Origin of the sequence: Bradyrhizobium sp. LA6.1 (assembly GCF_040547805.1) — a bacterium.
Taxonomy (GTDB): Bacteria; Pseudomonadota; Alphaproteobacteria; order Rhizobiales; family Xanthobacteraceae; genus Bradyrhizobium; species Bradyrhizobium barranii.
The window spans coordinates 109968-133509 of sequence record NZ_JBEPQK010000006.1 but is presented as its reverse complement, the minus strand read 5'-3'; the positions used below and the strand labels follow the sequence as shown (position 1 = coordinate 133509).

The 23542-nt window shown below is 64.3% G+C and carries 20 protein-coding genes; 8 read left to right on the top strand and 12 right to left on the bottom strand.

What is annotated here, in order from left to right:
• The first annotated feature begins 3 nt into the window (after positions 1–3).
• Positions 4–2292 (top strand): arylsulfatase, encoded by a 2289-nt coding sequence (locus ABIB99_RS17435; protein WP_354176791.1) that lies wholly within the window; start codon positions 4–6, stop codon positions 2290–2292.
• A 151-nt stretch (positions 2293–2443) separates the two neighbouring features.
• On the opposite strand, the gene ABIB99_RS17430 is transcribed toward ABIB99_RS17435, so the two are convergent.
• The 3 genes from ABIB99_RS17430 to ABIB99_RS17420 form a co-directional block, all read right to left on the bottom strand.
• Entirely contained in the window at positions 2444–3010 is a 567-nt protein-coding gene (locus ABIB99_RS17430; protein ID WP_354176790.1) for an invasion associated locus B family protein, read from the bottom strand.
• 64 nt (positions 3011–3074) lie between these two features.
• Entirely contained in the window at positions 3075–6221 is a 3147-nt protein-coding gene (locus tag ABIB99_RS17425) for a multidrug efflux RND transporter permease subunit (RefSeq protein ID WP_354176788.1), read from the bottom strand.
• The gene (locus ABIB99_RS17420; RefSeq protein WP_085401999.1) at positions 6218–7390 is read right to left on the bottom strand and encodes an efflux RND transporter periplasmic adaptor subunit; all 1173 of its coding nucleotides are present in this window, start codon (positions 7388–7390) and stop codon (positions 6218–6220) included. Before ABIB99_RS17420 ends, ABIB99_RS17425 begins: the two co-directional genes overlap by 4 nt.
• Positions 7391–7787: 397 nt before the next feature.
• Between ABIB99_RS17420 and ABIB99_RS17415 the strand changes: the two genes are divergently transcribed.
• From ABIB99_RS17415 to ABIB99_RS17390, 6 genes are all read left to right on the top strand, one after another.
• Positions 7788–8027, top strand: coding sequence for a hypothetical protein (locus ABIB99_RS17415; RefSeq protein ID WP_071914955.1), 240 nt, complete (start codon positions 7788–7790; stop codon positions 8025–8027).
• 424 nt (positions 8028–8451) lie between these two features.
• A complete protein-coding gene (locus tag ABIB99_RS17410) occupies positions 8452–11001 on the top strand; it encodes a TonB-dependent receptor (RefSeq protein WP_354176787.1) in 2550 nt (849 codons plus the stop codon).
• A 20-nt stretch (positions 11002–11021) separates the two neighbouring features.
• A complete protein-coding gene (locus tag ABIB99_RS17405) occupies positions 11022–11711 on the top strand; it encodes a Fe2+-dependent dioxygenase (protein ID WP_028146578.1) in 690 nt (229 codons plus the stop codon).
• Positions 11708–12616, top strand: coding sequence for a tonB-system energizer ExbB (gene exbB, locus ABIB99_RS17400; protein ID WP_354176786.1), 909 nt, complete (start codon positions 11708–11710; stop codon positions 12614–12616). Before ABIB99_RS17405 ends, exbB begins: the two co-directional genes overlap by 4 nt.
• Positions 12617–12619: 3 nt before the next feature.
• The gene (gene exbD, locus ABIB99_RS17395; RefSeq protein ID WP_014495997.1) at positions 12620–13075 is read left to right on the top strand and encodes a TonB system transport protein ExbD; all 456 of its coding nucleotides are present in this window, start codon (positions 12620–12622) and stop codon (positions 13073–13075) included.
• A 9-nt stretch (positions 13076–13084) separates the two neighbouring features.
• Positions 13085–13900 carry an energy transducer TonB family protein gene (locus ABIB99_RS17390; protein WP_071914947.1) on the top strand — a complete coding sequence of 272 codons (816 nt, stop codon included), beginning with the start codon at positions 13085–13087 and terminating at the stop codon, positions 13898–13900.
• Here ABIB99_RS17390 and ABIB99_RS17385 read toward each other — a convergent pair.
• The 3 genes from ABIB99_RS17385 to ABIB99_RS17375 all read right to left on the bottom strand — a co-directional run bounded on the left by ABIB99_RS17385 (position 13888) and on the right by ABIB99_RS17375 (position 15988).
• Positions 13888–14307, bottom strand: a complete 420-nt coding sequence (locus tag ABIB99_RS17385; protein ID WP_028146575.1) for a hypothetical protein — start codon at positions 14305–14307, stop codon at positions 13888–13890. The genes ABIB99_RS17390 and ABIB99_RS17385 overlap by 13 nt on opposite strands.
• A gap of 62 nt (positions 14308–14369) precedes the next feature.
• Positions 14370–15050, bottom strand: a complete 681-nt coding sequence (locus ABIB99_RS17380) for a site-2 protease family protein (protein ID WP_085401995.1) — start codon at positions 15048–15050, stop codon at positions 14370–14372.
• A gap of 71 nt (positions 15051–15121) precedes the next feature.
• A complete protein-coding gene (locus tag ABIB99_RS17375) occupies positions 15122–15988 on the bottom strand; it encodes a LysR family transcriptional regulator (RefSeq protein ID WP_085401994.1) in 867 nt (288 codons plus the stop codon).
• A 90-nt stretch (positions 15989–16078) separates the two neighbouring features.
• Between ABIB99_RS17375 and ABIB99_RS17370 the strand changes: the two genes are divergently transcribed.
• On the top strand, positions 16079–16990 hold the full coding sequence (locus tag ABIB99_RS17370; RefSeq protein ID WP_354176784.1) for a DMT family transporter: 912 nt from the start codon (positions 16079–16081) through the stop codon (positions 16988–16990).
• A 2-nt stretch (positions 16991–16992) separates the two neighbouring features.
• Here the strand turns inward: ABIB99_RS17370 and ABIB99_RS17365 are convergent, their stop codons facing one another.
• The 6 genes from ABIB99_RS17365 to gntR all read right to left on the bottom strand — a co-directional run bounded on the left by ABIB99_RS17365 (position 16993) and on the right by gntR (position 23407).
• Positions 16993–17385 carry a GFA family protein gene (locus ABIB99_RS17365; RefSeq protein ID WP_071914943.1) on the bottom strand — a complete coding sequence of 131 codons (393 nt, stop codon included), beginning with the start codon at positions 17383–17385 and terminating at the stop codon, positions 16993–16995.
• Positions 17386–17388: 3 nt separating this feature from the next.
• Positions 17389–18522 (bottom strand): serine hydrolase domain-containing protein, encoded by a 1134-nt coding sequence (locus ABIB99_RS17360; RefSeq protein ID WP_354176782.1) that lies wholly within the window; start codon positions 18520–18522, stop codon positions 17389–17391.
• Between the two features lie 69 nt (positions 18523–18591).
• Entirely contained in the window at positions 18592–19338 is a 747-nt protein-coding gene (locus ABIB99_RS17355) for an SDR family NAD(P)-dependent oxidoreductase (RefSeq protein WP_354176780.1), read from the bottom strand.
• 120 nt (positions 19339–19458) lie between these two features.
• Positions 19459–20190 carry an SDR family oxidoreductase gene (locus ABIB99_RS17350; protein ID WP_354176778.1) on the bottom strand — a complete coding sequence of 244 codons (732 nt, stop codon included), beginning with the start codon at positions 20188–20190 and terminating at the stop codon, positions 19459–19461.
• 164 nt (positions 20191–20354) lie between these two features.
• Positions 20355–22184: an IlvD/Edd family dehydratase gene (locus ABIB99_RS17345; protein WP_028146570.1), complete on the bottom strand. Its 1830-nt coding sequence runs from the start codon at positions 22182–22184 to the stop codon at positions 20355–20357.
• Between the two features lie 122 nt (positions 22185–22306).
• Entirely contained in the window at positions 22307–23407 is a 1101-nt protein-coding gene (gntR, locus tag ABIB99_RS17340; RefSeq protein ID WP_354176777.1) for an HTH-type transcriptional regulator GntR, read from the bottom strand.
• Positions 23408–23542 lie beyond the last annotated feature (135 nt).

The window sequence follows — 23542 nt, the reverse complement described above, 5'->3', positions numbered from 1 at the left end:
CAGATGAGCGCAAACAGCGGCACGCCGTTCCGCGGCACCGTCGGCAAGACGGTCGCGGAGTCAAAACCCTGGTGGCCGGATGCGCCGAAGCCGCCCGAGGGGGCGCCGAACATCCTGGTCGTGCTGTTCGACGATGTCGGCTTCTCCGATTTCGGTTGCTACGGCTCGGCGATCAGGACGCCGACGATCGACAGGCTCGGTGCGGAAGGCTTGCGCTACAGTGGTTTCCACACCACGGCGATGTGCTCGACGACGCGCGCGGCGCTGCTGACGGGACGCAATCATCATTCCGTCGGCGTCGGCTGCCTCGCCAATTTCGACTCGGGCTATCCCGGGTACCGCGGCAAGATCGCGCGCGAGGCGGGGACGCTGGCCGAGATGCTGCGCGGACATGGCTATCGCAACTACATGGTCGGCAAATGGCACGTCACGCCGCTGACCGAAAGCGGAGCCACCGGCCCGTTCGACGGTTGGCCGCTCGGCCGTGGCTTCGACCGCTTCTACGGCTTCCTCGATGCCGAGACCGACCAGTACGCGCCGGAGCTCGTCTCCGACAACACGCATATCGATCCACCGGGCACGTATGCGGACGGCTATCATCTGACCGAGGACCTGATCGACCAGTCGATCCGCTTCATCGGCGATCACGTCGCCGATCGTCCTGACATTCCCTGGCTCACCTGGGTCGCACTTGGCGCCTGCCACGCGCCGCATCAGGCGCCGGCCGATATCATCATGAGCTATGATGCCGAATTCGCGCACGGCTGGGACGTCGAGCGCGAACGGCGTCTGGCACGCCAGAAGGCGATGGGGCTGGTGCCTGAGGGAACGCGGATGCCGGCGCGTAACGATGGCGTAAAAGCCTGGGAGGAGCATTCGGCCGACGAGCGCCGCGTCTTCACCCGCCTGCAGGCGGCCTTCGCCGGCATGCTCGATCATTCCGATCGGCATCTTGCACGGCTTGTCTCGTTCCTGGAAACAGCCGGCATTCGCGACAACACCGTGATCATCGTGATGTCCGACAACGGCGCGAGCCAGGAGGGCGGGCCGCTCGGCTTCGTCAACGCGATGGGGCCGTTCAACTTCAAGCCGGAGCCGATCGCCGAGAAGCTCGGCCGCATCGACGACATCGGCGGGCCCCACACCCACAGCAATTTCCCGCATGGCTGGGCGATGGCGTCGAACACGCCGCTGCGGCGCTACAAGCAGAACACCCATGGCGGCGGCATCCGCGATCCCTTCGTCATCAACTGGCCGAAGAAGATCGCAGGCAAAGGCGAGCTGCGGCACCAGTTCGTCCACGCCTGCGATCTCACCCCGACGCTGCTGGAGCTGATCGGCGTCGAGTCGCCCATGACGATCGCGGGCTGCCGGCAGATGCCGCTGGAAGGCGAGAGCTTTGCGCGCTCGATCACGGATGCGTCTGCACCCTCAAAGAGCTCGCCGCAATATTTCGAGATGTTCGGCCATCGCGGCCTCTGGCAGGACGGCTGGAAGGCGGTCGCCTTCCATCCCTCGGGCACGCCGTTCGAGAACGACAAATGGGAGCTGTTTCATCTCGACCAGGATTTCTCCGAGACCGACGATCTCGCCGCAAAGGAGCCGGAGCGTCTGACAGCAATGATCGCGACGTGGTGGGCGGAGGCCGAGAGGCACAAGGTGCTGCCGCTCGACGACCGCTTCGGTCCGCGCTTTGCGGAGAATGCCGCGCGCTTCCATGGTGCGCGCCACCATTTCGTCTTCCACGCCGGCATGGGCCACGTGCCGACCGACGTCGCGCCGGATGTGCGCAGCCGCAGCTACACGATCGAGGCGCATGTCGAGATCGATGGGCAGGGCGCCGATGGCGTGCTGCTCTCGCATGGCGACGCGACGTCGGGCTACAGCCTCTACATCAGGGACGGCCATCTCGTGCACGACCTCAACATCGGCGGCAGCCACCAGGTCGTGCGGTCGGACCGCAAGGTGTCGTCAGGCGCGCGGCGGCTCGGCGTGCATGTCGAGCGGCTCGTGCGCAAGGAGCCGCCGGCGAAGGGTTCGCGCACCGGCGTCACCGAATACACGCTGCTGATCGACGGCGAGCCGGCGGGGTCGCTCCAGACCCAGCTCGGCTTCCACACGCTGATCTCGTGGTCCGGCCTCGACATCGGCCGTGACCGCGGCAGCCCCGTGTCGCATTACGAGGCGCCGTTCGAGTTCGAGGGGCGGCTGCTGCGGGTCACCGTCACCATGCACGACGACCAGAAGCTCGACGGCGATGCCGTCGGCAATGCGCAGATGGCGCGGCAGTGATAGGGAAGAGGCGGCGCAGCATCCGCGCCGTCATTGCGAGCGCAGCGAAGCAATCCAGACTGCCTCCGCGGAAAGATTGCTGGATTGCTTCGCTACGCTCGCAATGACGAGGTGAGAGAGCGTCCACTCCAACAGGAAACGGGAGCGGTCCTTACTTGATCTTGTCGTAGGCCGCCGCGAAATCGCCCAGCGGCATCGGGATCGCGATCGCCTCCTTGGCCATGTTCTGGAAGGAGACCTTCAGCTGCTTGCCCGACCGTAAGGCGGCGAGCAGGTCCGCCGCGATCGGCGTCGAGGCGTAGCAGCCGCGGTTCTCGCAGGTCTGGATCTGGAGGTCGAATGTCTTGCCCTCGTCGACCTGGAGCTTGGCCCCGACGGGCAGGTTGAGGCCGAGCGGCAATTGCAGCAGCGCCACCGGCGTGCGGGTGTCGGGCGCGATGCGGATGTTGATCAGGACGATGGTCTGGCCGGTCTTGGTCAGCACCGCGTTCTGCTCCATCGCGCATTCGAGCGGCGCATCGCGGCTGACGCTGGTGCAGCGCACGACCCATCCGGCTTGCTGCGCACCGTCAGCCGGCGGCTGGGTCGGAGCTGGCGCGGGCTGTGCGGCCGGTGCAGGGGAAGTGGCGTTCTTTTTGGCGCTCTGCTGGGCATACGCGCCGCCTGTCGACAGCAGAAAGGCGGCGGCGAGGGCGACAAGTCTGGATTGCATGGACATGGCGAAACCGCGTTGGCGTGAACCGAGGGCCTCGCTGTAGCGTCGCGGAAGCCGCGGTGCAAGCTTACTCGGCGGCCTGCTTGACGGTGCTGTGCTCGGGCGCCTCGTGACCTTTGCCGTCACCCGAACGGCCCCAGCCCGAGAACCAGTTGTTGAGCTCGTCGAGATAGAGATAGACCACCGGGGTGGTGAACAGCGTCAGCGCCTGGCTGACGATCAGGCCGCCGACCATGGCGTAGCCGAGCGGCTGGCGGATCTCGGCGCCGGTGCCGTGGCCGAGCATCAGCGGCACGCCGCCGAGCAGGGCGGCCATCGTCGTCATCATGATCGGCCGGAAGCGCAGCAGCGCGGCCTGACGGATCGATTCCTCCGGCGTCTTGTGTTCGTCGCGCTCGGCCGCGATGGCGAAGTCGACCATCATGATGCCGTTCTTCTTCACGATGCCGATCAGGAGAATGATTCCGATCAATGCAATGAGGCTGAAGTCGAAGCCGGCCGCCATCAGGATCAGGAGCGCGCCGACGCCGGCCGAGGGCAGGGTCGACAGAATCGTGATCGGATGGATGTAGCTCTCGTACAGGATGCCGAGGATCAGATAGACCACGACGAGGGCTGCGAGGATCAGCAGCGGCACGGTGCCGAGCGACTGCTGGAACGCCTGCGCGGTGCCTTGGAAGCTCGAATTCAGGGTCGGTGGTGCGCCGAGATCGGCCATCGCCTTCTGCACGGCCTCGGTGGCCTGGCCGAGCGCGACGCCCTGGGCGAGGTTGAAGCTGATCGTGATCGCCGGGAACTGGCCCTGGTGGCTGATCGAGAGCGGGCGGACCGGATCGGTGGTCCAGGTCGCAAAGGTCGACAGCGGCACCTGGTCGCCGGTCAGCGGCGATTTCAGATAGAGCTTGTTCAGGCTGTCGAGACTGCCCTGCATCTCCGGCAGGATCTCGAGGATCACCTTGTAGGTGTTGAGCTGGGTGAAATACTGCGTGACCTGCCGCTGTCCGAAGGCGTCGTACAGCGTGTCGTCGATCAGCTGCGGCTGGATGCCGTAGCGCGATGCGGTGTCGCGGTTGATCTTGAGCTGGACCGTGGTGCCCTGCGTCTGCTGGTCGGTCGCGACGTCGCGCAGTTGCGGCAGCGTCTGCATCTTGGCGAGGATTTTCGGCGCCCAGTCGTTGAGCTCGGTGAGATCGGCATCCTGTAGCGTGAATTCAAACTGCGTGCGCGTCGGCCGGCCGCCGAGCCGGACGTCCTGGGCCGCCTGCATGTAGAGGCGGGCGCCCGACACCTTCTCGAGCTTGGGACGCAGCCGGGCAATGATCTCCTGCGCCGACGCGTTGCGCTCGTTACGCGGCTTCAGCGTGATGAACAAATTGCCGTTGTTGCCGGCGCGGCCGCTGCCGCCGATGTTCATCGCGATCGTGGCGACGTCGGGATCGTTCATCACGATCTTGCCGAGTTCGACCTGGCGGCGCTGCATCTCGGCGAAGGAGATGTCCTGGGACGCTTCCGAGGTCGCCGTGATCAGGCCGACGTCCTGCTGCGGGAAGAAGCCCTTCGGGATCAGGATGAACAAATAGATCGACAGGCCGAGCGTGGCGAAGAAGATCAGGAGCGTGGTGCGGCGCCAGGCCAGAGCATGATCGAGAACGTACTCGTAGCCGCGCAGCATGCCGTCGAAGGCGCGTTCGCTCCACTGGTAGAACTTGCCGTGGGTCACCTCGCCATGGGCGCGCAGGAAGCGCGAGGCCATCATCGGCGTCAGCGTCAGCGACACGAACATCGAGACGAAGATGGTCATCGCCAGCACGACGGCGAACTCGCGGAACAGGCGTCCTATGATGCCGCCCATCAGCAGCAGCGGGATCAGCACCGCGACCAGCGAGATGCTGATCGAGACGATGGTGAAGCCGATTTCCTTGGAGCCCTTGAAGGCGGCCGCCATCGGCGATTCGCCTTCCTCGATGTAGCGCGTGATGTTCTCGAGCATCACGATGGCGTCGTCGACGACGAATCCGACCGCGATGGTGAGCGCCATCAGCGATAGATTGTCGAGCGAATAGCCAACCACCCACATCAGGGCGCACGCGCCCAGTAGCGCCAGCGGAACCGTGATGGTGGGAATGACCGTCGCCCAGAAGCTGCGCAGGAAGACGAAGATGACCATGACCACGAGGGCAATGGTCAGCAGCAGCGTGAACTGGACGTCCTCGACCGCGGCGCGGATGGTCGTGGTGCGGTCGCTGATCAACTCGATCTTGATCGCGGGCGGAATCGCCGCGACGAGGCGGGGCAGGGTGGCCTTGATCCGGTCGACGGTCTCGATGACGTTGGCGCCCGGCTGCTTGAACACCACCAGGAACACGCCACGCTTGCCGTTGGCCCAGGCTGCCTGCTTGGCGTCCTCGGCGCCGCTCACCGCCTGTCCGATGTCGCGGATTCGAAGCGGACCGCCATTGCGATAGGCGATGACGACGTCGTTCCAGTCCTTGGACTGGGTGAGCTGGTCGTTGGCGTAGATCGTGTAGGCGCGCTTCGGCCCGTCGATATTGCCCTTGGGGCTGTCGACTGTGGTGATCGCGATCTGGCTGCGCACGTCCTCCAGCGACAGGCCCTTGGCGACGAGTTTCGCCGGGTCGATCTGAATGCGGATGGAGGGCTTCTGCTGGCCGCCGATGAAGACCTGCGCGACGCCCGAGAGCTGGCTGATCTGCTGGGCAAGCTGGGCGTCGACGGCATCGCTGACGGTGGTCAGCGGCAGTGTATCGGATGTTGCCGAGAGCAGCAGGATCGGCGCGTCGGCCGGGTTGACCTTGCGGTAGGTCGGCGGCGAGGGCAGATTCTTCGGCAATTGACCGCTTGCGGCGTTGATGGCGCCCTGCACGTCGTTGGCGGCGCCGTCGATGCTGCGGTTGAGGTCGAACTGGATGGTGATCGAGGCGGTTCCCAGATAGCTCGTCGAGGTCATCTGGGCGATGCCGGGAATCTGGGCGAATTGCCGCTCGAGCGGCTGGGCCACCGACGAGGCCATCGTCTCGGGGCTGCCGCCCGGCAAATTGGCTGTGATCTGGATGGTCGGGAAGTCCACCTGCGGCAGCGGCGCGACCGGCAGCAGGGGATAGGCGACGAGACCGACGAAGAGGATGCCGGCCATCAGCAGCGAGGTGCCGATGGGATAACGGATGAAAGGTGCCGAAATCCCGCCCTCGGTCATTCCTGTCGTACCTTATTCTGGCTCGGATCCGAGCTTGCTACGGCCGTCGAGACGAGGCTTCCGGGCTGGACCTTGAACTGGCCGCCGGTGATCACCTGTTGACCCGGGCTCAAGCCTTCGTCGACCACCGAACGGCCGTCGATGGCGTAGCTGACCTTGATCTTGTGCACTTCCGCCTTGTTGTCCTGATTGACGGTATAGGCGTAGAGGCCGTTGGTCGAATGCTGAACCGCGTCATCCGGAACCACGGTCGCGTCCTTCAGGGTGCGTACCAGAAGGCGCGTCGAAACCGACTGGCCCGGCCACAGCGTGTGTTCCTTGTTGTCGAACACCGCCTTGAGCCGAATAGTCCCGCTGGTCGTGTCGACCTGATTGTTGATGACCGCGAGCTTGCCCTCGGCCAACGTTTTCTTGCCGTCGGTGGTGAACGCGATCACCTTGAGCGCGCCGGCCTTCTGGCCTTCGCTGATATAGGGCAGCTGGTCTTCCGGCGCGGTGAAGATCACCGAGATCGGCTCGACCTGCGAGATCGTCACGATTCCCGTCTGCGTGGAGGCGTTGACGATGTTGCCAACGTCGACCAGGCGCAGCCCGGCCACGCCGGTGAACGGCGCCTTGATCTGGGTGTAGTCGAGCTGGGTCTGGGCGTTGGAGATGGCGGCTTCGTCGGCGGCGATCTGGGCGGTCAGCTGCGCGACGGTGGAACGCTGGGTGTCGACCCGCTGCGCAGTCGCGAACTCGCCAAGCTTCATGGCGCGCTGGAGCTCGAGGTTGGCGTTGGCGAGATTCGCCTCGTCCTGCGCCTTCTTGGCCTTGGCCTGGTCGAGCGTGGCTTGATAGGGCCGGGGATCGATCGAGACCAGAAGCTCGTCCTGCTTGACCATCTGGCCTTCGCTGAAGGCGATCTTGTCGATCTGGCCGTCAACCCGGCTCCGGACCTGTACCGTATTGAAGCCCTGAACCGTGCCGAGACCGGTCAGGTAAACCGGGAAGTCGGCCTTCTGGACCGGTGAAACGCTGACGGGGATAGCGGGCGGGCGCGGCGGACCCTTCTGAGCCGTCTGGGTTTTTCCGGCCTCGGGCGAGCCGAATTTCTGCCAGCCATAGTAACCCGCGGAGGCCACAGCCGCGATGATCAGTATCCAGAGGATCGGCCGTGTTTTTTTCATGTCGGCTCGTTGGCTTTTACGCCCAAAACTACGAATTGTGGAGCAATCATAGGGTTCCAGCGCGCTTGTATAATACACGCCAAGTTCCAGTGTAAACAGCACTATCGGTTCGGAATCCTAAACAATTGGAAAGCTTTGCACTGTCTAGGCAGCTCCGTGACACTACGGTGTGCAGTGCTGCATTTTCCCGGCGCGAACGATCCGCGCGTAAATCTTGGGCAATGCCCGGAACCGGTGTGGGCGGCCTGCAGAGCTGTCCGCAAGGGCGCCCCGGCAGCGCTGCGAAGTGAGCCGGAAACAACTCCCGTGAGAACGGTTCTAATTCGCCTGCACGGCGTTTCGGTTGTCAGGAAATCCGGCATCGGTCATATCGGCCCCGCCACAACGGGAGCGCAGGATGGACGAACTGAACGGCAAGCTGATCGCGTGCCAGATTCTGATCACGGGACTGATCGCGCGCGTCGCCAACGAGCAGCGCGATCCCTTGCGATTTCTGACCGACTTCCGCGACGAGATCAAAGCCGTCGTTAGCGGCGTCAACATCGCCGGCATGGACAACTCCGATCGCGTGCGCGCCGTCGCGCAGAAAACCGTCGACGAATTGTTCTCGCTGATGAAGCCGCCGAGCAGCGATTGAGAGCGGCGCCGCTGCTCGCGCCTGCGCAGCTCTCGCATGCGCCCATGTTTCCAGATTGAAATCTGCACCGAGTCCGATCTGGATGAATTCAAATGTGCAGGCAGATCAATCGCATTGACCTGCTTTTCTCCGACCGATAGCACCGCCCCATCGTTCGCGTTTCTGCATCGACGAAGCGCATCAGCTCGAAGGTTGATGCGGTACGACGAGATCGCAGCGATCAATGTCCAGATTAGAACGGTTCAAGTTTAGAACCATTTAAAACTGCGGCGCACTCAACCGAGTTTAGAATTGCTTTGAAATGGTCGGATTCAAACGGAGTGTTGCAGAGATCGCGTTGACCCCCATGAACACGCCCGATAGCACCAATGCGTCGCGTTGTCGCAACGCGACCAATGGAAGCATAAGCACTGTGGGGCGTGTGATGGGCATGATGAAGACACCGCGATCATTGCGTTCGGTCGCGGATCGGAAATCCTTCGGCAACAATTTCGACACTGCGACCGGCAAGACTGTGTCCACGGTCGCCAGTCTGATTGCGGTCGCGACGGTCTCGACCGGCGCACAGGCGCAGCAGACCAATCTGCCCCCCGTGAACGTCGATGCGCCTCAGCAGCGTCCGCGTCCGACCGCTTCGAAGCCCACCGCCGATCAGATTCGTGCGCGCAACGCGCTGCGGCGCGCGGCGCAGCGGCAGCAGGCCGCACAAGCGCCTGTCGCCAATCCGAGCCCTGGTCCTGCCGATCGTGATCCGTACGCAAATCCCGCCGCGCCTTACATGGCCACCCGAGTGCAAGCGTCGGGTAAATTCCCTGAGCCAATCCTCAACACGCCAAAATCGATCACCGTGCTTACAAAGGATGTGCTCGCGGACAAGAACGCCACGACGCTGAAGCAGGCGATCCTGAGCACGGCAGGCGTGACGCTCGGAACGGGTGAGGGCGGCAATGCCTTCGGTGACCGCTTCTTCATTCGCGGCTTCGATGCCCGCAACGACATCTTCATCGACGGCGTGCGCGACTCCGGCGTTAGCGTCCGTGAAAACTTCTTCACCGAGCAGGTCGAAATTCTGCGTGGTCCGGGCTCAACTTTCGCGGGCCGCGGTGTCGCCGGTGGTGCGATCAACATCGTCACCAAGCAGGCGACGACGCAGAACAGTTTCTACAACATGGACACGACGTTTGGCACCGACCAGACCAAGCGTGTGGTGCTCGACGTCAACCAGGTGATCAACCCGACGCTGGCCGTTCGTGCCGGCGGTCTGTTCCAGGACGCCGATGTCGCCGGTCGCGATTTCGTCAAGGATAATCGCAACGGCGCGTTCGTCGCCACGACCTGGAAGCCGACCGACACGATCAAGGTGACCGGGGGTTACATCCACACCGAGTTGACCGGCGTGCCGGACTTCGGCGTGCCCTACTACCGGCCGAGCACGGCGACGACCGCCGGTGGGCCGTTCCCGGACTTCGGCTCCAACCGCAACAACTGGTATGGCCAGATCAACCGCGACTTCTACCGGACCGGCCAGGACATCGGCTCGTTAAACGCGGAAGTGCAGATCACGCCCGACTTGATGGTCAGCAACAAGTTCCGCGTATCTCGTTCGACCCAGAACTATGTCGGAACGCTGCCTGAGCAGCCGGTGATCGCCAACCCGCTTTCGAATTCGACGCTCACGATGAATCCGCAGAGCCGTCTCCAGATCACTGACGTGCTCGCCAACCAGACGGAAGCGACCTACAAGTTCCAGGACTGGGCCGGCTTCAAGCACACCGCGCTGGCCGGGATCGAAGTCGATCGCGAGCGGTCGTCGATCGACAAGTATCTCGGGCTCACCTCGGAAGGGAACGGAGTTCCGATCACTCCAGGCGGCTCGCCGACAGGTGTCAGCGTCTTCTTCCCTCAGGACACGTTCTTGCCCGGGAAGGCGCTCGCACTGGCCGGTCTGCCGGCCAAGATCGGCATCGACACTGTCAGCGGCTACGTCATGGACAGTGCGAACTATCGTGACCTCGTGATCCTCAATGGCGGCTTCCGCTACGACAACTACAACCTCGATACGTCTGCATACGGGGCGGGCAACGCTCTCAAGCAGCAATCGGCAAACTTCCTGATTCCCAACTTCAATCTCGGTTTGACCTTGAAGCCGGCGCCAAACGGCAGCGTGTACGTGGCCTACGCGACCTCAGCGAACCCGGTGGGCGCCGAGTTCGACGGCACCAGCACCGCGTATGGCGGCGTCAATCCCGCTCTGGCCGGCGGCAACAATCAGATCTTCGGGCCGGAGAAGAACACGGCCATCGAACTCGGCACCAAGTGGGAGCTGTTCGACCGCCACCTGCTCCTGACGGCTGCGCTGTTTCAGACCACCAAGGACAATGCGCGCGAGGCACAGAACGTCAATAGTGTGGCCACGGCGTCCGCGTTGGGATGCGTCTATCCCGCCGGCACGACCGGCAACATATCGTGTATCACCGCAGGTTCCGCTTATCGTATTCGCGGCATCGATCTCGGCGTGAGCGGCAAGATCACCGACAAATGGAGTGTGTTCGGCGGCCTCGTCCTGATGCAGTCGGAGGTTACGGCGTCCAACGTGAAGCCCGCGAACATGCCCGCGCCGCTTCTCTACACCACCAATGTCGGGCTTCCTCTGGCCAACGTTGCCCATCAGTCGTTCAGCATGCTGTCGAAGTACCAGTTCAACGATATCTGGGAACTGGGCGGGCAGGCCGTCTACCGCTCGAAGATCTACGGTGGCTCGTTGCTTGCGGCCAACGCAGGCACGTCGCTTCCGAGCTACTGGCGCTTCGATGTGTTCGCGGAAGCCAAGATCAACAAGAACTGGCAGTTGAAGCTGTTCGTGAACAACATCTTCGACAAACGCTACTATGACGCGCTGTACCAGAGCGCCGCGCCCTTCGTGCTGGAAGCACCGGGACGCGCCGCCTATCTGGTGATCTCGGCGCGCTACTGATGGAGTAACGACGAGGTGCCATGCTGACATGCATAGACGGCGTCCTGAGCAAGGATGATGTGGCGGAATTCCGCCGCATCATGGACGCCAGCGAATGGGAAGACGGCCGTTCCACCGCGGGCGCGCAGTCAGCAATGGTCAAGCGCAATGAGCAGTTGCCGCCTGACAGCGAGGTCGCGCGCAAGCTCGGCAACCGCATCATCTCGGCGCTGACGTCGAATCCGCGGTTCCTGGCAGCGGCGATCCCGCTCCAGATCTTCCCGCCGCTGTTCAACCGCTATGCGGCGAACAGCGGCCATCATTTCGGGCTGCATGTCGACAATGCGATCCGCGGCGACCGCCTGACCGGCCTTCGCATCCGCACAGACCTGTCGGTCACGCTGTTCCTGGCCGAGCCGGAAGAGTATGACGGTGGCGAACTTGTGATCGAGGACACCTACGGTTCGCACGAAGTGAAGTTGCAAGCCGGGGACTGCGTGCTCTATCCCTCGACCAGCCTCCATCTCGTCACGCCGGTGACGAGGGGGACGCGGGTTGCGTCTTTCTTCTGGCTTCAGAGCATGATACGGGACGATCAAGCCCGGAGCATGATCTTTGACCTCGACACCGCGATACAGGCGCTGGTGGAACGGCTCGGGCGTGACGATCCCGAAACGGTCAAATTGACGGGTATCTATCACAACCTCATTCGCTACTGGGCCGAAGTATGAAGATCATGTCCTTCCAAGCAAGCCTTGCCGCCGCCTTGATGCTGGCGGCCGCCTGGCTCGTATCCCCTGTTTCTGCCCAGACACAGACCCCGCCGGCGGCACCTGCACCGGCACAGGCGACGGCTCAGCCGGCCACCGCCAGCCCGGCTCCGGCTGCCGCTCCGGCGGTGGTGGCGCCTGCGGCGAAGCCCGACGCGGCCGCCATCGCGCCGGCCATGAAGGAGCTGTCCCCCTGGGTGATGTTCATGTCGGCGGACGTCATCGTGAAGGCGGTGATGATCGGGCTTGCCTTCGCATCGCTGATGACCTGGACCGTCCTGATCGCCAAGTCGATCGAGCTGTCGGTCGCGTCCGGCAAGCTTCGTTCGGCACTGAAGAAGATCTCGGAGGCGCGCTCGCTCGCGGAAGCGCAGATGGCGCTCGGCGCCAAGCAGGGCATTCTGCCGTCCTTCCTGGCGGCGGCGCTGCGTGAGGCGCGGATGTCGGCCGGCCTGTCCAGCGATGCCGGCATCAAGGAGCGTGCGGCCTCGAGCTTTTCCGAGATCGTGCGCGCGGAGGCGCGGCGCATCCGCATCGGCATGGGCGTGCTCGCGACCATCGGCTCGACATCGCCCTTCGTCGGCCTGTTCGGCACGGTCTGGGGCATCATGAACAGCTTCATCGGCATCTCGAAGTCGCAGACCACGAACCTCGCCGTGGTCGCGCCCGGCATCGCCGAGGCGCTGCTCGCGACCGCGATCGGCCTCGTCGCCGCCATTCCCGCCGTCATCATCTACAACCACTTCTCGCGCGTGACGAAAAGCTATCTCGAGCTCGTCAGCCGTGCCTCGGGCGCGGCGGCGCGGCTGCTCTCGCGCGATCTCGACCGCAGCCACGGCAGCGCGCATTCGCGCGCGGCGGAGTGAACCATGGGCGTCTCGCTCGCAGACAATGATGACGACGACGATTTCGGCGAGACGCATGACATCAACGTCACGCCGTTCATCGACGTCATCCTGGTGCTGCTGATCATCTTCATGGTCGCAGCTCCGCTCTCCACGGTCGACCTGCCGATCGATCTGCCGACCTCGAGCGCGACCCCGCAGAAGAAGCCGGACAAGCCGACCTATCTCAGCATCAAGCCTGACCTGACGCTTGCGATCGGCGAAAACCCGGTCCACCGCGCCGAGTTGATCGGGACCCTCGACGGCCTGTCCGACATGAGCAAGGACAAGTATGTCTTCCTGCGCGCCGATCGCTCGGTGCCGTATGGCGAATTGATGAGTGTCATGGAGCTCTTGCGCTCAGGCGGCTATTCCCGGGTGAAGCTGGTCGCGCTGGAGGGCGCTCCCGGAGCGCCTGCGGCAGGCGCCGGTCAGCCTTAGAGGCGCACGATGTCGGACGAAGCCAGACCATCCCGGAAGCTCTGGATTTTGGCGGCGGTGGCGGCGCTCGCGCTCCATCTGGGCGGTGCCGCGCTTGCCCTGGCCCATCTGCGGACCGATGACGACGACGATGGCCTGGGCGCGTCCGGCGCGGAGTTCGCCGTCGAGATGGCCTCGCCCAAGGCGCCCGAGACCGACCTTCCGCCGGGACCGGACAGCGAAGCGATGCAGGAGCAGCAGGCGCTTCCCGAGCAAAAGGCCGAGACCAAGGAAACCGAGCTTCCAAAGGACCAGTCGCAACAGGTCGACGATCCCGATCGAGTCGTCACCGAAAACATCTCGAAGAAGCCGCAGGACGAGGATCCCAAGATCGCGGCGGTCGAGACACCCGCTGCCGAGGCTTCGCCGCAGTCGGTTGCAACGGCGCGGCAGACACTCGACGAGGACGCGCGCGAGGCCGAGAAGGCCCTGGCGCCGGTGCTTGGCCTTGGCAAGGACATCCTCAGGATCACGACCGACTGGAATCGCAAGATCAGCGCGCACCTCACGGCCCACAAGGTCAACCCGGAGGGCAAGCAGCCCAATAATCAGAAGGTGAAGGTCAGCTTCGCGATCAACCGCAGGGGCAACGTGCTGTCCGTCGACGTCGTGGAGTCATCGGGGGATGTGGCCTACGATGCGGCCGCGCTCTCGATTGTCCGCAAGTCCGATCCCATCCCGCAGCCCCCGGCCGGACTGACCGAAGACCGGTTCGAGCGGACCGTCGACATCATCTTCACGCCGCCGGACGAGAAGAAAAAGAAGAAATCGGCTCAGCGCCAGTAGAGCCGGATCCCGACATAGACCACGACCAGGCAGACGAAGATCAGCGCCACCGGGAGCGGCCGTTTCTGGGCTCCGCTAAACGCCGCCGTAAAGGAGGCCGTCTTCGTCGGTTTCGGAGGCGGGCGGCGGAAAGCGGTAACATTGTCCGCCGCCGGCTCGGGCGGACGGGTGCGGACGTCGGGCGGAGTTCCCGCGCCGCCCATCTCGGCATAGTAGGCCTTGTAGATCGCGCCGATCGTGGCCTCGGTGGCCTCGCCCTCGCTCATCCGCGCCAGTAGATTCTTGTAGCTGACCAGGAACTCCTGCGCCTCTGCAGGCAGCGCGGAGGCCCCGTTGAGCTTGGCCATCATCTTCCAGGTGGCAAAATCGGCGCGGGCACGGGTGTCCGCGCGTCGCGCGATCAGCATATCGGCAGCTTTGACCAAGTCGGCCTCGAGCCCTTCGGCTTATGTTCGGGTGTTCTGTTGAACTACGCGTTGCCGGTCAGGAAGAGAACAGCCTGAATCACATAACCGGTCAACGTTCGCAGTATTCCTGAAATAACATCAAGATTTAGACCGAACTGCGAGCCCGCGAGCGGCAGCAGGATCAACAGGCCGATCAGGATCAGCATCCCGAACGGCTCGAGCCGGGCCAGCGGCAAAGCGAGCGGCCGGGGCAGCAGCCCGACCGCGACGCGCCCGCCGTCGAGCGGCGGGATCGGCATCATGTTGAACACCGCCAGCACCGCGTTGATGACCAGCGCGTTCTTGAGGTTGTCGAAGATCCACTGGGCCGAGCCGGCCGGTGCAAAGGGCACGGCATGGAGGGCAAGAGCCGCCGCGAGCGCCAGCAGGATGTTGGTGGCGGGCCCGGCAAGGGCCACCCAGACCATGTCGAGCCTGGGATGGTTGAGCTTGCGGAAATTGACGGGAACCGGCTTGGCATAGCCGAATAGGAACGGCGAGTGCGCGAACAGCAGCATCGCCGGCAGGATCAGGGTGCCGAACGGATCGATATGCTTGATAGGGTTGAAGCTGACGCGGCCGAGCTGCCAGGCCGTGTTGTCACCGAGACGGTACGCGACGAAAGCGTGCGCGGCCTCGTGGAAGGTGATGGCGAGCAGCAGCGGTAGCACCCATACAGAAAGCTCATAGAGGGAAATGTTCACGGCTCGTCCGTCCCGGTTTGTGCCTCGTGGCCTTGCAGCCAACCCGGCCGATCCGGTGATGGGGCAACGCGTCAGGTCAGGATATGGGACGCGGGTTCCGAAATCCCAAGCCGTAAATGATCCGCCAGCAGCGCCGCCGGCTGCGACAGGTTGCGCGCGCGGTGCAGGCGGATGTCGGCAGCCGGCAGCGGCGGCAGGCCGTTCGACAGGGCGCGCAGGCGAGGCGGCAGGGTGCCGGCCTTCACAACCGTGATCGCAAGGCCCTCCGCCGCGATCGCTTCCACCGCCGCAAGGGTGCGACTGACGAAGGCAAGGCGCCAAGGCCGGCCTGCGGCATCGAGGGCCTCCGCGGCCCATTGCCGGAACAGGCAGCCCGGCGGGTAGAGCGCGACGGGCAGCGTGTCCTGTGCTTCGGCCCGATACGTTCTGGCCGCAGCCCAGACCGCCTGCTCGCGCCGCAGCAGTTCGCCATCGCCGCGTCCTTCCGGATGCATGGCGATGACGAGGTCATAGGCCTCGCCGAGCCGGGCCGGCATCGTCGCGGTCAGGCCGGTCTCGATCTCGACCCGGATCTCCGGATGGCCTTTTGCAAAATGCGCTAGCAAGGGCGGAATGACGATCGTGCCGTAATCGTCCATCACGCCGAGGCGGACCACGGCGTCGCGCTTGCGTGCGCGGAGCACATCGATCGCCTCTGCATTGAGGTCGAGAAGCCGTCTCGCATAAACGAGGAGTTCATCGCCCGCCGGGGTCAACGCGACACCGGCCCTGGTGCGCTGAAACAACTTGGTGCCGATCCGCTCCTCCAGTCGCCTGATCTGGACGCTGACCGCCGACTGGGTCCGGTTGAGCAATTGGGCTGCGCGCGTGAACGAGCGATGCTCGGCGACGGCGAGAAAGGCCTTCAGCAGATCGGGATCGAGAACAGGCGTGGTCATGACGAAAACTTATCCCAGCATGACGGAAACTCCATTCCCTGTTTCGGCGCGCCTCGTATGCTGCGTTCAGGGCTCGTCAAGGGAGGGAGTGTGGGCGAAATCTCCGGCGTTCTGGCCGCGGTGCTGTCGAGCGGCCTCGGCGGCACCTCGATCGGCGCCACGCGCTATCTGGTGGGCAGCCTCGATCCGCTGGCGATCGGCTCGTTCCGGTTCGGCATCGGCTTCTTGCTGCTGCTGCCCCTCACGCTGCTCCGCGGTGACCGCTGGCCGGGGCGAGGGGACTGGGCCGCCGCGACCGGGCTCGGCATCCTGTTCTTTGCGCTGTTTCCGATCCTGTTCAACGCATCGCTGATCTTCACGACCGCCGCGCGCGGCGCGCTCGCCTTGTCGACGCTTCCGCTGCTGTCGCTCGTGATCGGCGCCGCGCTCGGCGCCGAAGCCCTGAGCTGGCGCAAATCGATCGGTGTCGTGATCGCGACATTTGGCGTTGCCGTCGCGCTGCTCTCCGACCTGACCTCGGCACCATCCGGCGCCTGGCGCGGCGATCTCCTGATGATGGCGGCCGCGCTGTGCATGGCGCTGTACGGCATCTGGTCGAAGCCGCTGATCCGGCGCTCCGGCCCGATCGCCTTCACGACCATGAGCATGGCGGCCGGGGCGGCCTGCCTCATCCTGCTCTCGTATGTCCGCGGCAGTTTTGCGCCCGTCGCCGGCTTCGGCGCGCCGCAATGGCTGGCGGCTTTCTATCTCGGCGCCTTTGGCGCAGCGCTGACCTTCTATCTCTGGGCCTTCGCGCTGGAGCGGACCACGCCGACGCGCGTTGCGATCTCGGTCACGGTCAACCCGATCACGGCATCGCTGGTCGGCGCCTGGCTGCTGAACGAACCGCTGCGCTGGAATCTGGCGGCCGGCATTGTCGCGGTGTTTGCCGGGATCTGGATCGCGACGACGACGGGACGGCGCGCTCAGGCGGCGAGAGTGCCTGCGTCAGGGCAAGCCTGACGTCACGCCGGGATGGTGCCCTGATATTGCGTCAGGCCGTCGTCGAGCTTCAGCCAGGCGACCTTCTCCGAGACCCAGATGTGCTCGGTCGGCGCGAAGGCGTTGCGATCGTCGAAGGTCGTGAGCGAAACACCCGCCAGCGTGCCGTTGCGCCGCCAGGAGAACAGGCGCGTGCCGCAGCGCTTGCAGAAAACGCGGTCGATGTTCTCGGACGAGGCATAGCGCTCGATGTCACCCTCGACGGTCAGCGCGCGTTGATCGAATTGCGCGCGGGCGAAGTAGGGCGAGCCCATCGCCTTCTGGCACAGGCGGCAATGGCAGATGCGGACGTTGAGCGGCTCACCCTCCGCCTTGAACCGCACCGCGCCGCACAGGCATCCACCTTCCCGGATCATGGCTCAGGCCACCCGCCATTCGCCGACCTGGCGCGCCATGCTCCAGTTGAGATTGTCGAGATCGCCATCCATGTTGGAATTCCCGCGTCTGGTGTTGGTGAAGGCGGCCCAGCAGAAGCCGCCATGGGTGCGCACGGCAATCGTGCTCGTGCCCGGCAGGCTGCCATTGTGCCACCAATTGTCGAATTTGTTGACACAGAAGCCCTTGGCGTAGTTCGGGCTGTAACTGGGCGCGGTGGTCATGACCTCTATGGTGCGCGGCCGCAGGATGTCCGCGGGCCTCGTGTAGCCGTCGACATGCATCAGGAACTGAACCAGATCCGTTGGCGTCGCGATCCAGCCACCATGGGAATCCATCCGCCTCACCTTCATCTCATACGGACTTTCGCCCTGACCGTAATAGGCGACTTCGCCGGCCTGACGCTGGTCGCGGGTATTACCGGCGATGGTCATGTCGGTGACGCCGCAGCGCGCCAGCACCTCGGTGCGGACGTGCTCGGCATAGGCCTGGCCGGTGAGCTTCTCGATCACGCGGCCCAGAACACAATAGCCGAAATTGGAATAGGCGTAGTGCTGGCCCGGCGGCCGGTCCAGCGGCCGGTTGGCGAGCGTCCAGGCGATCAGCTCGGCATGATCCATCCGCGGATGCGTGAACATGGGATCGCGGTTGTCGTTGCTCCAGCCGCCGGCAGCGTGCGTCAGCAGATGCTCGAGCGTGATCTGGTCGATGCCGGCGGAGTAGGGCGGTGACCCGTAATCGGTGCCGAGCAATGCACCGGGGCCGAACACGCGATCCGTGAGCTTGAGGCGGTTCTCCTCGATCAGGCGGAAGATCGTGACCGAGGTGATCATCTTGCTGACGCTGGCGATCCGGAACAGATGCCGCGGCGTCACGGTCTCGTTCCGCTCGCGATCGGCAAGACCGAAGGCGTCCTCGTGGACAACAGTGCCGGCATAGCCGATCGCAAAGGACAGCGCCGGCACGTCGTATTTGTCCATGTAGCTGCGCGCGAGCCGCGCCATGGCGCCGCGTTCGGCCGGCGAGGGCGGACGGATGCTCGGCGGGCTGGGCGCCAGTTGCGCGGGCGCAACACGCGACAGCAACGGCAGCGCGCCTGCGCCCGCTGCGAGCTTCACGAAATCCCGACGCCCAAAATCCCGACGTCCAAGCCGCATGGTCCACCCCTTCAAGGGGCGGCCAAAGCTTCAGTAAGTCGCCCGTCCGCCGGAAATATCAAACACCGCGCCGGTGGAGAAGGCACAATCTTGGGATGCGAGCCAGCTCACCATCGCGGCGAGCTCTTCCACCAGCACGAAGCGTGCCTTGGGGATTTTCGACAGCATGAAGTCGATATGCTGCTGCGTCATCTGGTCGAAGATCGCGGTCTTCGCCGCGGCCGGCGTCACCGCATTCACGAGGATGTCATGTGCCGCCAATTCCTTGCCGAGCGATTTCGTCAGCGCGATCAGTCCGGCCTTGGAGGCCGAATAATGCGAGGCGTTGGGATTGCCTTCCTTGCCGGCGATCGAGGCGATGTTCACGATCCGCCCGTACTTCTGCTTGAGCATCGTCGGCACGATCGCCTTGCAGACGATGAAAGGGCCGTCGAGATTGATGCGCAGGACCTTGCGCCACTCCTCGAGATCTGTCTCCCAGACCGGCTTGTTGACGCCGGCGATGCCGGCATTGTTGACGAGGATGTCGATCTTGCCGAAGGCGGCAAGCGTCGCATCGCGCGCCTGCTCGACGGCGGCGGGGTCGGTGACGTCGACCTTGAAGACTTTTGTCTCGCCGCCGACTTCATTCGCGGTCTTCTCGGCGAGAGCCGAGTCGAAATCCCAGATCGCGACCTTGCCGCCGGAGTCGATGAAACGCCGGGTGATGGCACGGCCAAAGCCCTGCGCGCCGCCGGTGACGACGGCAATGCGGCCGTTGAGATCGATCTTGTTCATCGAGAACTCCCTTATCTATCCCTCATGGTGAGGAGCGCGCACTTGCGCGCGCCTCGAACCATAAGCCCGTGGCCCATCCCTCGAGAGGGCGCTGTCGCGCCTCCTCGGGATGAGGAGCGATCAGAGCATGTAGCCGCCGTCGACGACAAGGTCGACGCCGGTGGTGAATGCGCTTTCGTCGCTGCCGAGATAGACCGCCATGGATGCGATTTCGTCGGCGGTGCCGAGCCGGCCCATCTTCTGGCGGGAGACGAACATCTCCTTGCCCTGCGGACCCTGCGCGGCGGCGCGGTCGAGCATCGAGGGCGTCTCGACGGTGCCGGGGCAGATGCTGTTGCAGCGGATGCCCTTGGTGATGAAGTCGAGCGCCACCGCGCGCGTCAGCAGCGACACCGCGGCCTTCGACGCGCTGTAGACGTAGCGGTTGGCCGGTGGCCGCAGCGCCGCGCAGGACGAGATGTTGACGATGCTGCCGCCGCCGCCCGCCAGCATCTCGGGCAGGAACGCCCTGATGGTCCGGTGCATCGACTTGACGTTGAGGTCGAACGAGAAGTCAAAATCCTCTTCCGTGCACTCCAGGATGGTGCCGTGATGCACGAAACCGGCCGCGTTGAGCAGGATGTCGACCTTGCCGATGCGCTTGGCGAAGGCGTTGACGTCGGCGGTGTTGCGGACGTCGAGCTTTGCGACCTCGGCGATGCCTTCCTTGGTCAGGCCCGCGATGCCGGCCTCGTTGATGTCGGTGGCGATGACGGTTGCGCCTTCACGCGCGAATGCGATGGCGCATGCGCGCCCGATGCCTGCCGCTGCAGCCGTGACGACGGCGCGCTTTCCCTTGAGGCGGTCTGCCATGTTGTTTTTCTCCTTGGCTTGAATTTGTCTAACGGCTCGTCATTGCGAGGAGCTCGTGACAAAATTGCGCAGCAATTTTGCACTGTTGCGACGAAGCAATCCAGACTGTCTCCTTGGAGATATCTCTGGATTGCTTCGCTTCGCTCGCAATGACGACGTGGCTGTTAGTGGTTGTCTCTGGCGACACCAAATGTGCCGGCGACGTTCTGGTAGCGTGTGGCGAGCTCCATGCAGGCGCCGGTCGATTGCTGGCCCACCGTGTTGCGGTAGATCTCCTGCCACGGCGTCTGGTTCGCCGGATGCTTGAAGCCGCCATTGGCCATCAGCTCGGCGTGGCGCTTCTTCACCTCGTCGTCCGAAATGAGAATATTGGCGCTGCCCTTGTTGAGGTCGATGCGCACCTTGTCGCCGGTCTTGAGGATCGCGAGCCCGCCATTGGCGGCAGCTTCCGGCGAGGCGTTCAGGATCGACGGCGAGCCCGAGGTGCCGGACTGGCGGCCGTCGCCGATGCAGGGCAGGGCGAGAATGCCGCGTTTGATCAGCGCAGCCGGCGGCTGCATGTTCACGACCTCGGCGCCACCGGGGTAGCCGATCGGGCCGGTGCCGCGGACGAACAGCATGCAATTCTCGTCGATGTCGAGCGAGGCATCGTCGATCCGCTCGTGATAATCCTCCGGGCCCTCGAACACGATGGCGCGGCCCTCGAAGGCGTTGAGGTCCTTCGGGTTGCTGAGATAGCGGTCGCGGAATTCCTTGGAGATCACGCTGGTCTTCATGATCGCGGAATCGAACAGATTGCCCTTCAGGACCAGGAAGCCGGCGTCCTTCACCAGCGGCTTGTCGTAGGCCCGGATCACGTCATTGTCGGGCGCGGGCGCATTGGCGCAGTTCTCGCCGATGCCGCGGCCGTTCACGGTAACCGCGTCCTCGTGGATGCGCTTGTGCTTCATCAGCTCGCGCACCACGGCCGGCACGCCGCCGGCGCGGTGGAATTCCTCGCCGAGATAGAAGCCGGCCGGCTGCATGTTGACCAGCAGCGGCACGTCGTGGCCGAATTTCTGCCAGTCGTCGATCGACAGCTCGACGCCGATGTGGCGCGCCAGCGCGTTGATGTGGATCGGCGCGTTGGTCGAGCCGCCGATCGCCGAGTTGATCACGATGCAGTTCTCGAATGCCTTGCGGGTCAGGATGTCCGACGGCTTGAGATCTTCCCAGACCATCTCGACGGCGCGCTTGCCGGTCTCGTAGGCGATCTGGCCGCGCTCGCGATAGGGGGCGGGGATCGCTGCGCAGCCCGGCAGCGAGAAGCCGAGCGCTTCGGCAAGCCCGTTCATGGTCGAGGCGGTGCCCATGGTGTTGCAATGGCCGACCGACGGCGCCGAGGACGCCACGATCTCCATGAATTCCTCATAGTCGATCTCGCCGGCGGCGAGCCGTTCGCGCGACTTCCAGACGATGGTGCCGGAGCCGGTGCGCTCGCCGGCATGCCAGCCGTTCAGCATCGGCCCGCCCGACAGCACGATCGCGGGCAGGTTCACGGTCGCCGCCGCCATCATGCAGGCGGGCGTGGTCTTGTCGCAGCCGGTGGTCAGCACGACGCCGTCGAGCGGATAGCCGTAGAGGATCTCGACGAGGCCGAGATAGGCGAGGTTGCGGTCGAGCGCCGCGGTCGGGCGCTTGCCGGTCTCCTGGATCGGATGGGTCGGGAATTCCATCGCAATGCCGCCGGCTTCGCGGATGCCTTCGCGGACGCGGTGCGCCAGCTCGATATGGTGACGGTTGCAGGGGGAAAGGTCGTTGCCGGTCTGGGCGATGCCGATGATCGGCTTGCCGGACTGAAGCTCGGCCCGGGTGAGGCCGTAATTCAGGTAGCGCTCCATATAGAGCGCCGTCATGCCCGGATTATGCGGATTGTTGAACCATTCCTGCGAGCGGAGGTGACGGCGAGCGCCGTTGCTGGCGGGCGCATGCCCATTGGTTGGTTTTTTTGTCATTGGTTTCTCCTGCAATGCAAACGCACTGGCGTCGGGAGCTCAGCTTCGGCTGGTGCGATGCCCAACGGCGCGATCCATGGTTCAAAGGCCCGTTGGCGGGTCATTCCCTCACAAGTGCGATACTAGTCTTGGCCACTTGGTAACGCTATCATTTTGTTCGCGGCGCCCGCGCCTGATGCGGTAGGCCTGTCGTCCGAACGCCGCGACGACGAGCTTTGCCGCTCGATCACCTTGAAGCCGAGATCGAGCACCGGCTGCTCGGGGCGCCGTCCGTCGATCGCTTCGATCAGCATGGTGGCGGCCGTGTTGCCCATCTCGTAGCGGTTGGTGCGCACGCTGGTGAGGGTGGGTACCGCGGAGGCCATGAATTCGAGGTCGTTGAATCCGACGATCGCGATCTGCTCGGGGACCGCGATCTCCCGGCGCCGGCATTCGAACAGCACGCCGAGCGCGAGGTCGTCATTGGCGCAGAACACCGAGTCGATATCGGGCTCGCGCGCCAAAAGATCGGTGAACAGGGTGCCGCCGAGCGTCACCGAGGTCGGTGTCGCCGTCGTGACGACCAGGCGCTGCTCGAACAGCGCGGCGTCCTTCATGGCCGAGACATATCCGTCCAGCCGCCGCTGCACCCGCGGATCCATGCGCGCGCCGACGAAGCCGATCTTGCGATGGCCTTGCGCGAACAGGTGGGCGATCGCCGCGCGGGCCGCATCATAGTGCGAAAAGCCGATCATCATGTCGACTGGATTGGGCCCGATCTCCATGATCTGCACGATCGGGCAGTCGGCGGCCTCCAGCATCGCGCGCGATTCCGCGGTCTGGTCGATGCCGGTGACGATCAGTCCGGCCGGCTTCTGCGCAAGAAACAGGCGCAGCAGCTTCTCCTCCTGGAGAATACTGTAGCGTGTGTTGGACAACTGGATCGAGTACCGGCTGCCTTCGGAGGCGTCATAGATGCCGCGCAGCACGTCGGAAAACACGTTGTTGGTCAGTGACGGGATCAAGACGCCGATCACTTCGGTGCGCTGCGAGGCCAGCGCTCGCGCCGCCAGGTTCGGCACATAGCCGAGCTCGTTGGCCGCGCTCTCGACCCGCGTCCGCTTGGCGACCGACAGGGCCTCCGGATTGCGGAAGAACCGGGACGCCGTGATCGGGCTGACGCCGGCAAGCTCGGCAACTTCCGCCAGCCGGATTTTACCTGACTTGGTGCGTTTTCGACCCATTAGTTGCTCTTATCACAGTCGGTCCGGCAAACAAAGGAACGTTGACAGCGCTACCAGCAACGACTAACCAAAGACAAATTGCCAAAACCGCACAAACTGCCGACAATGTCGCTCGCTAAGATCGGGCTTCGTTCG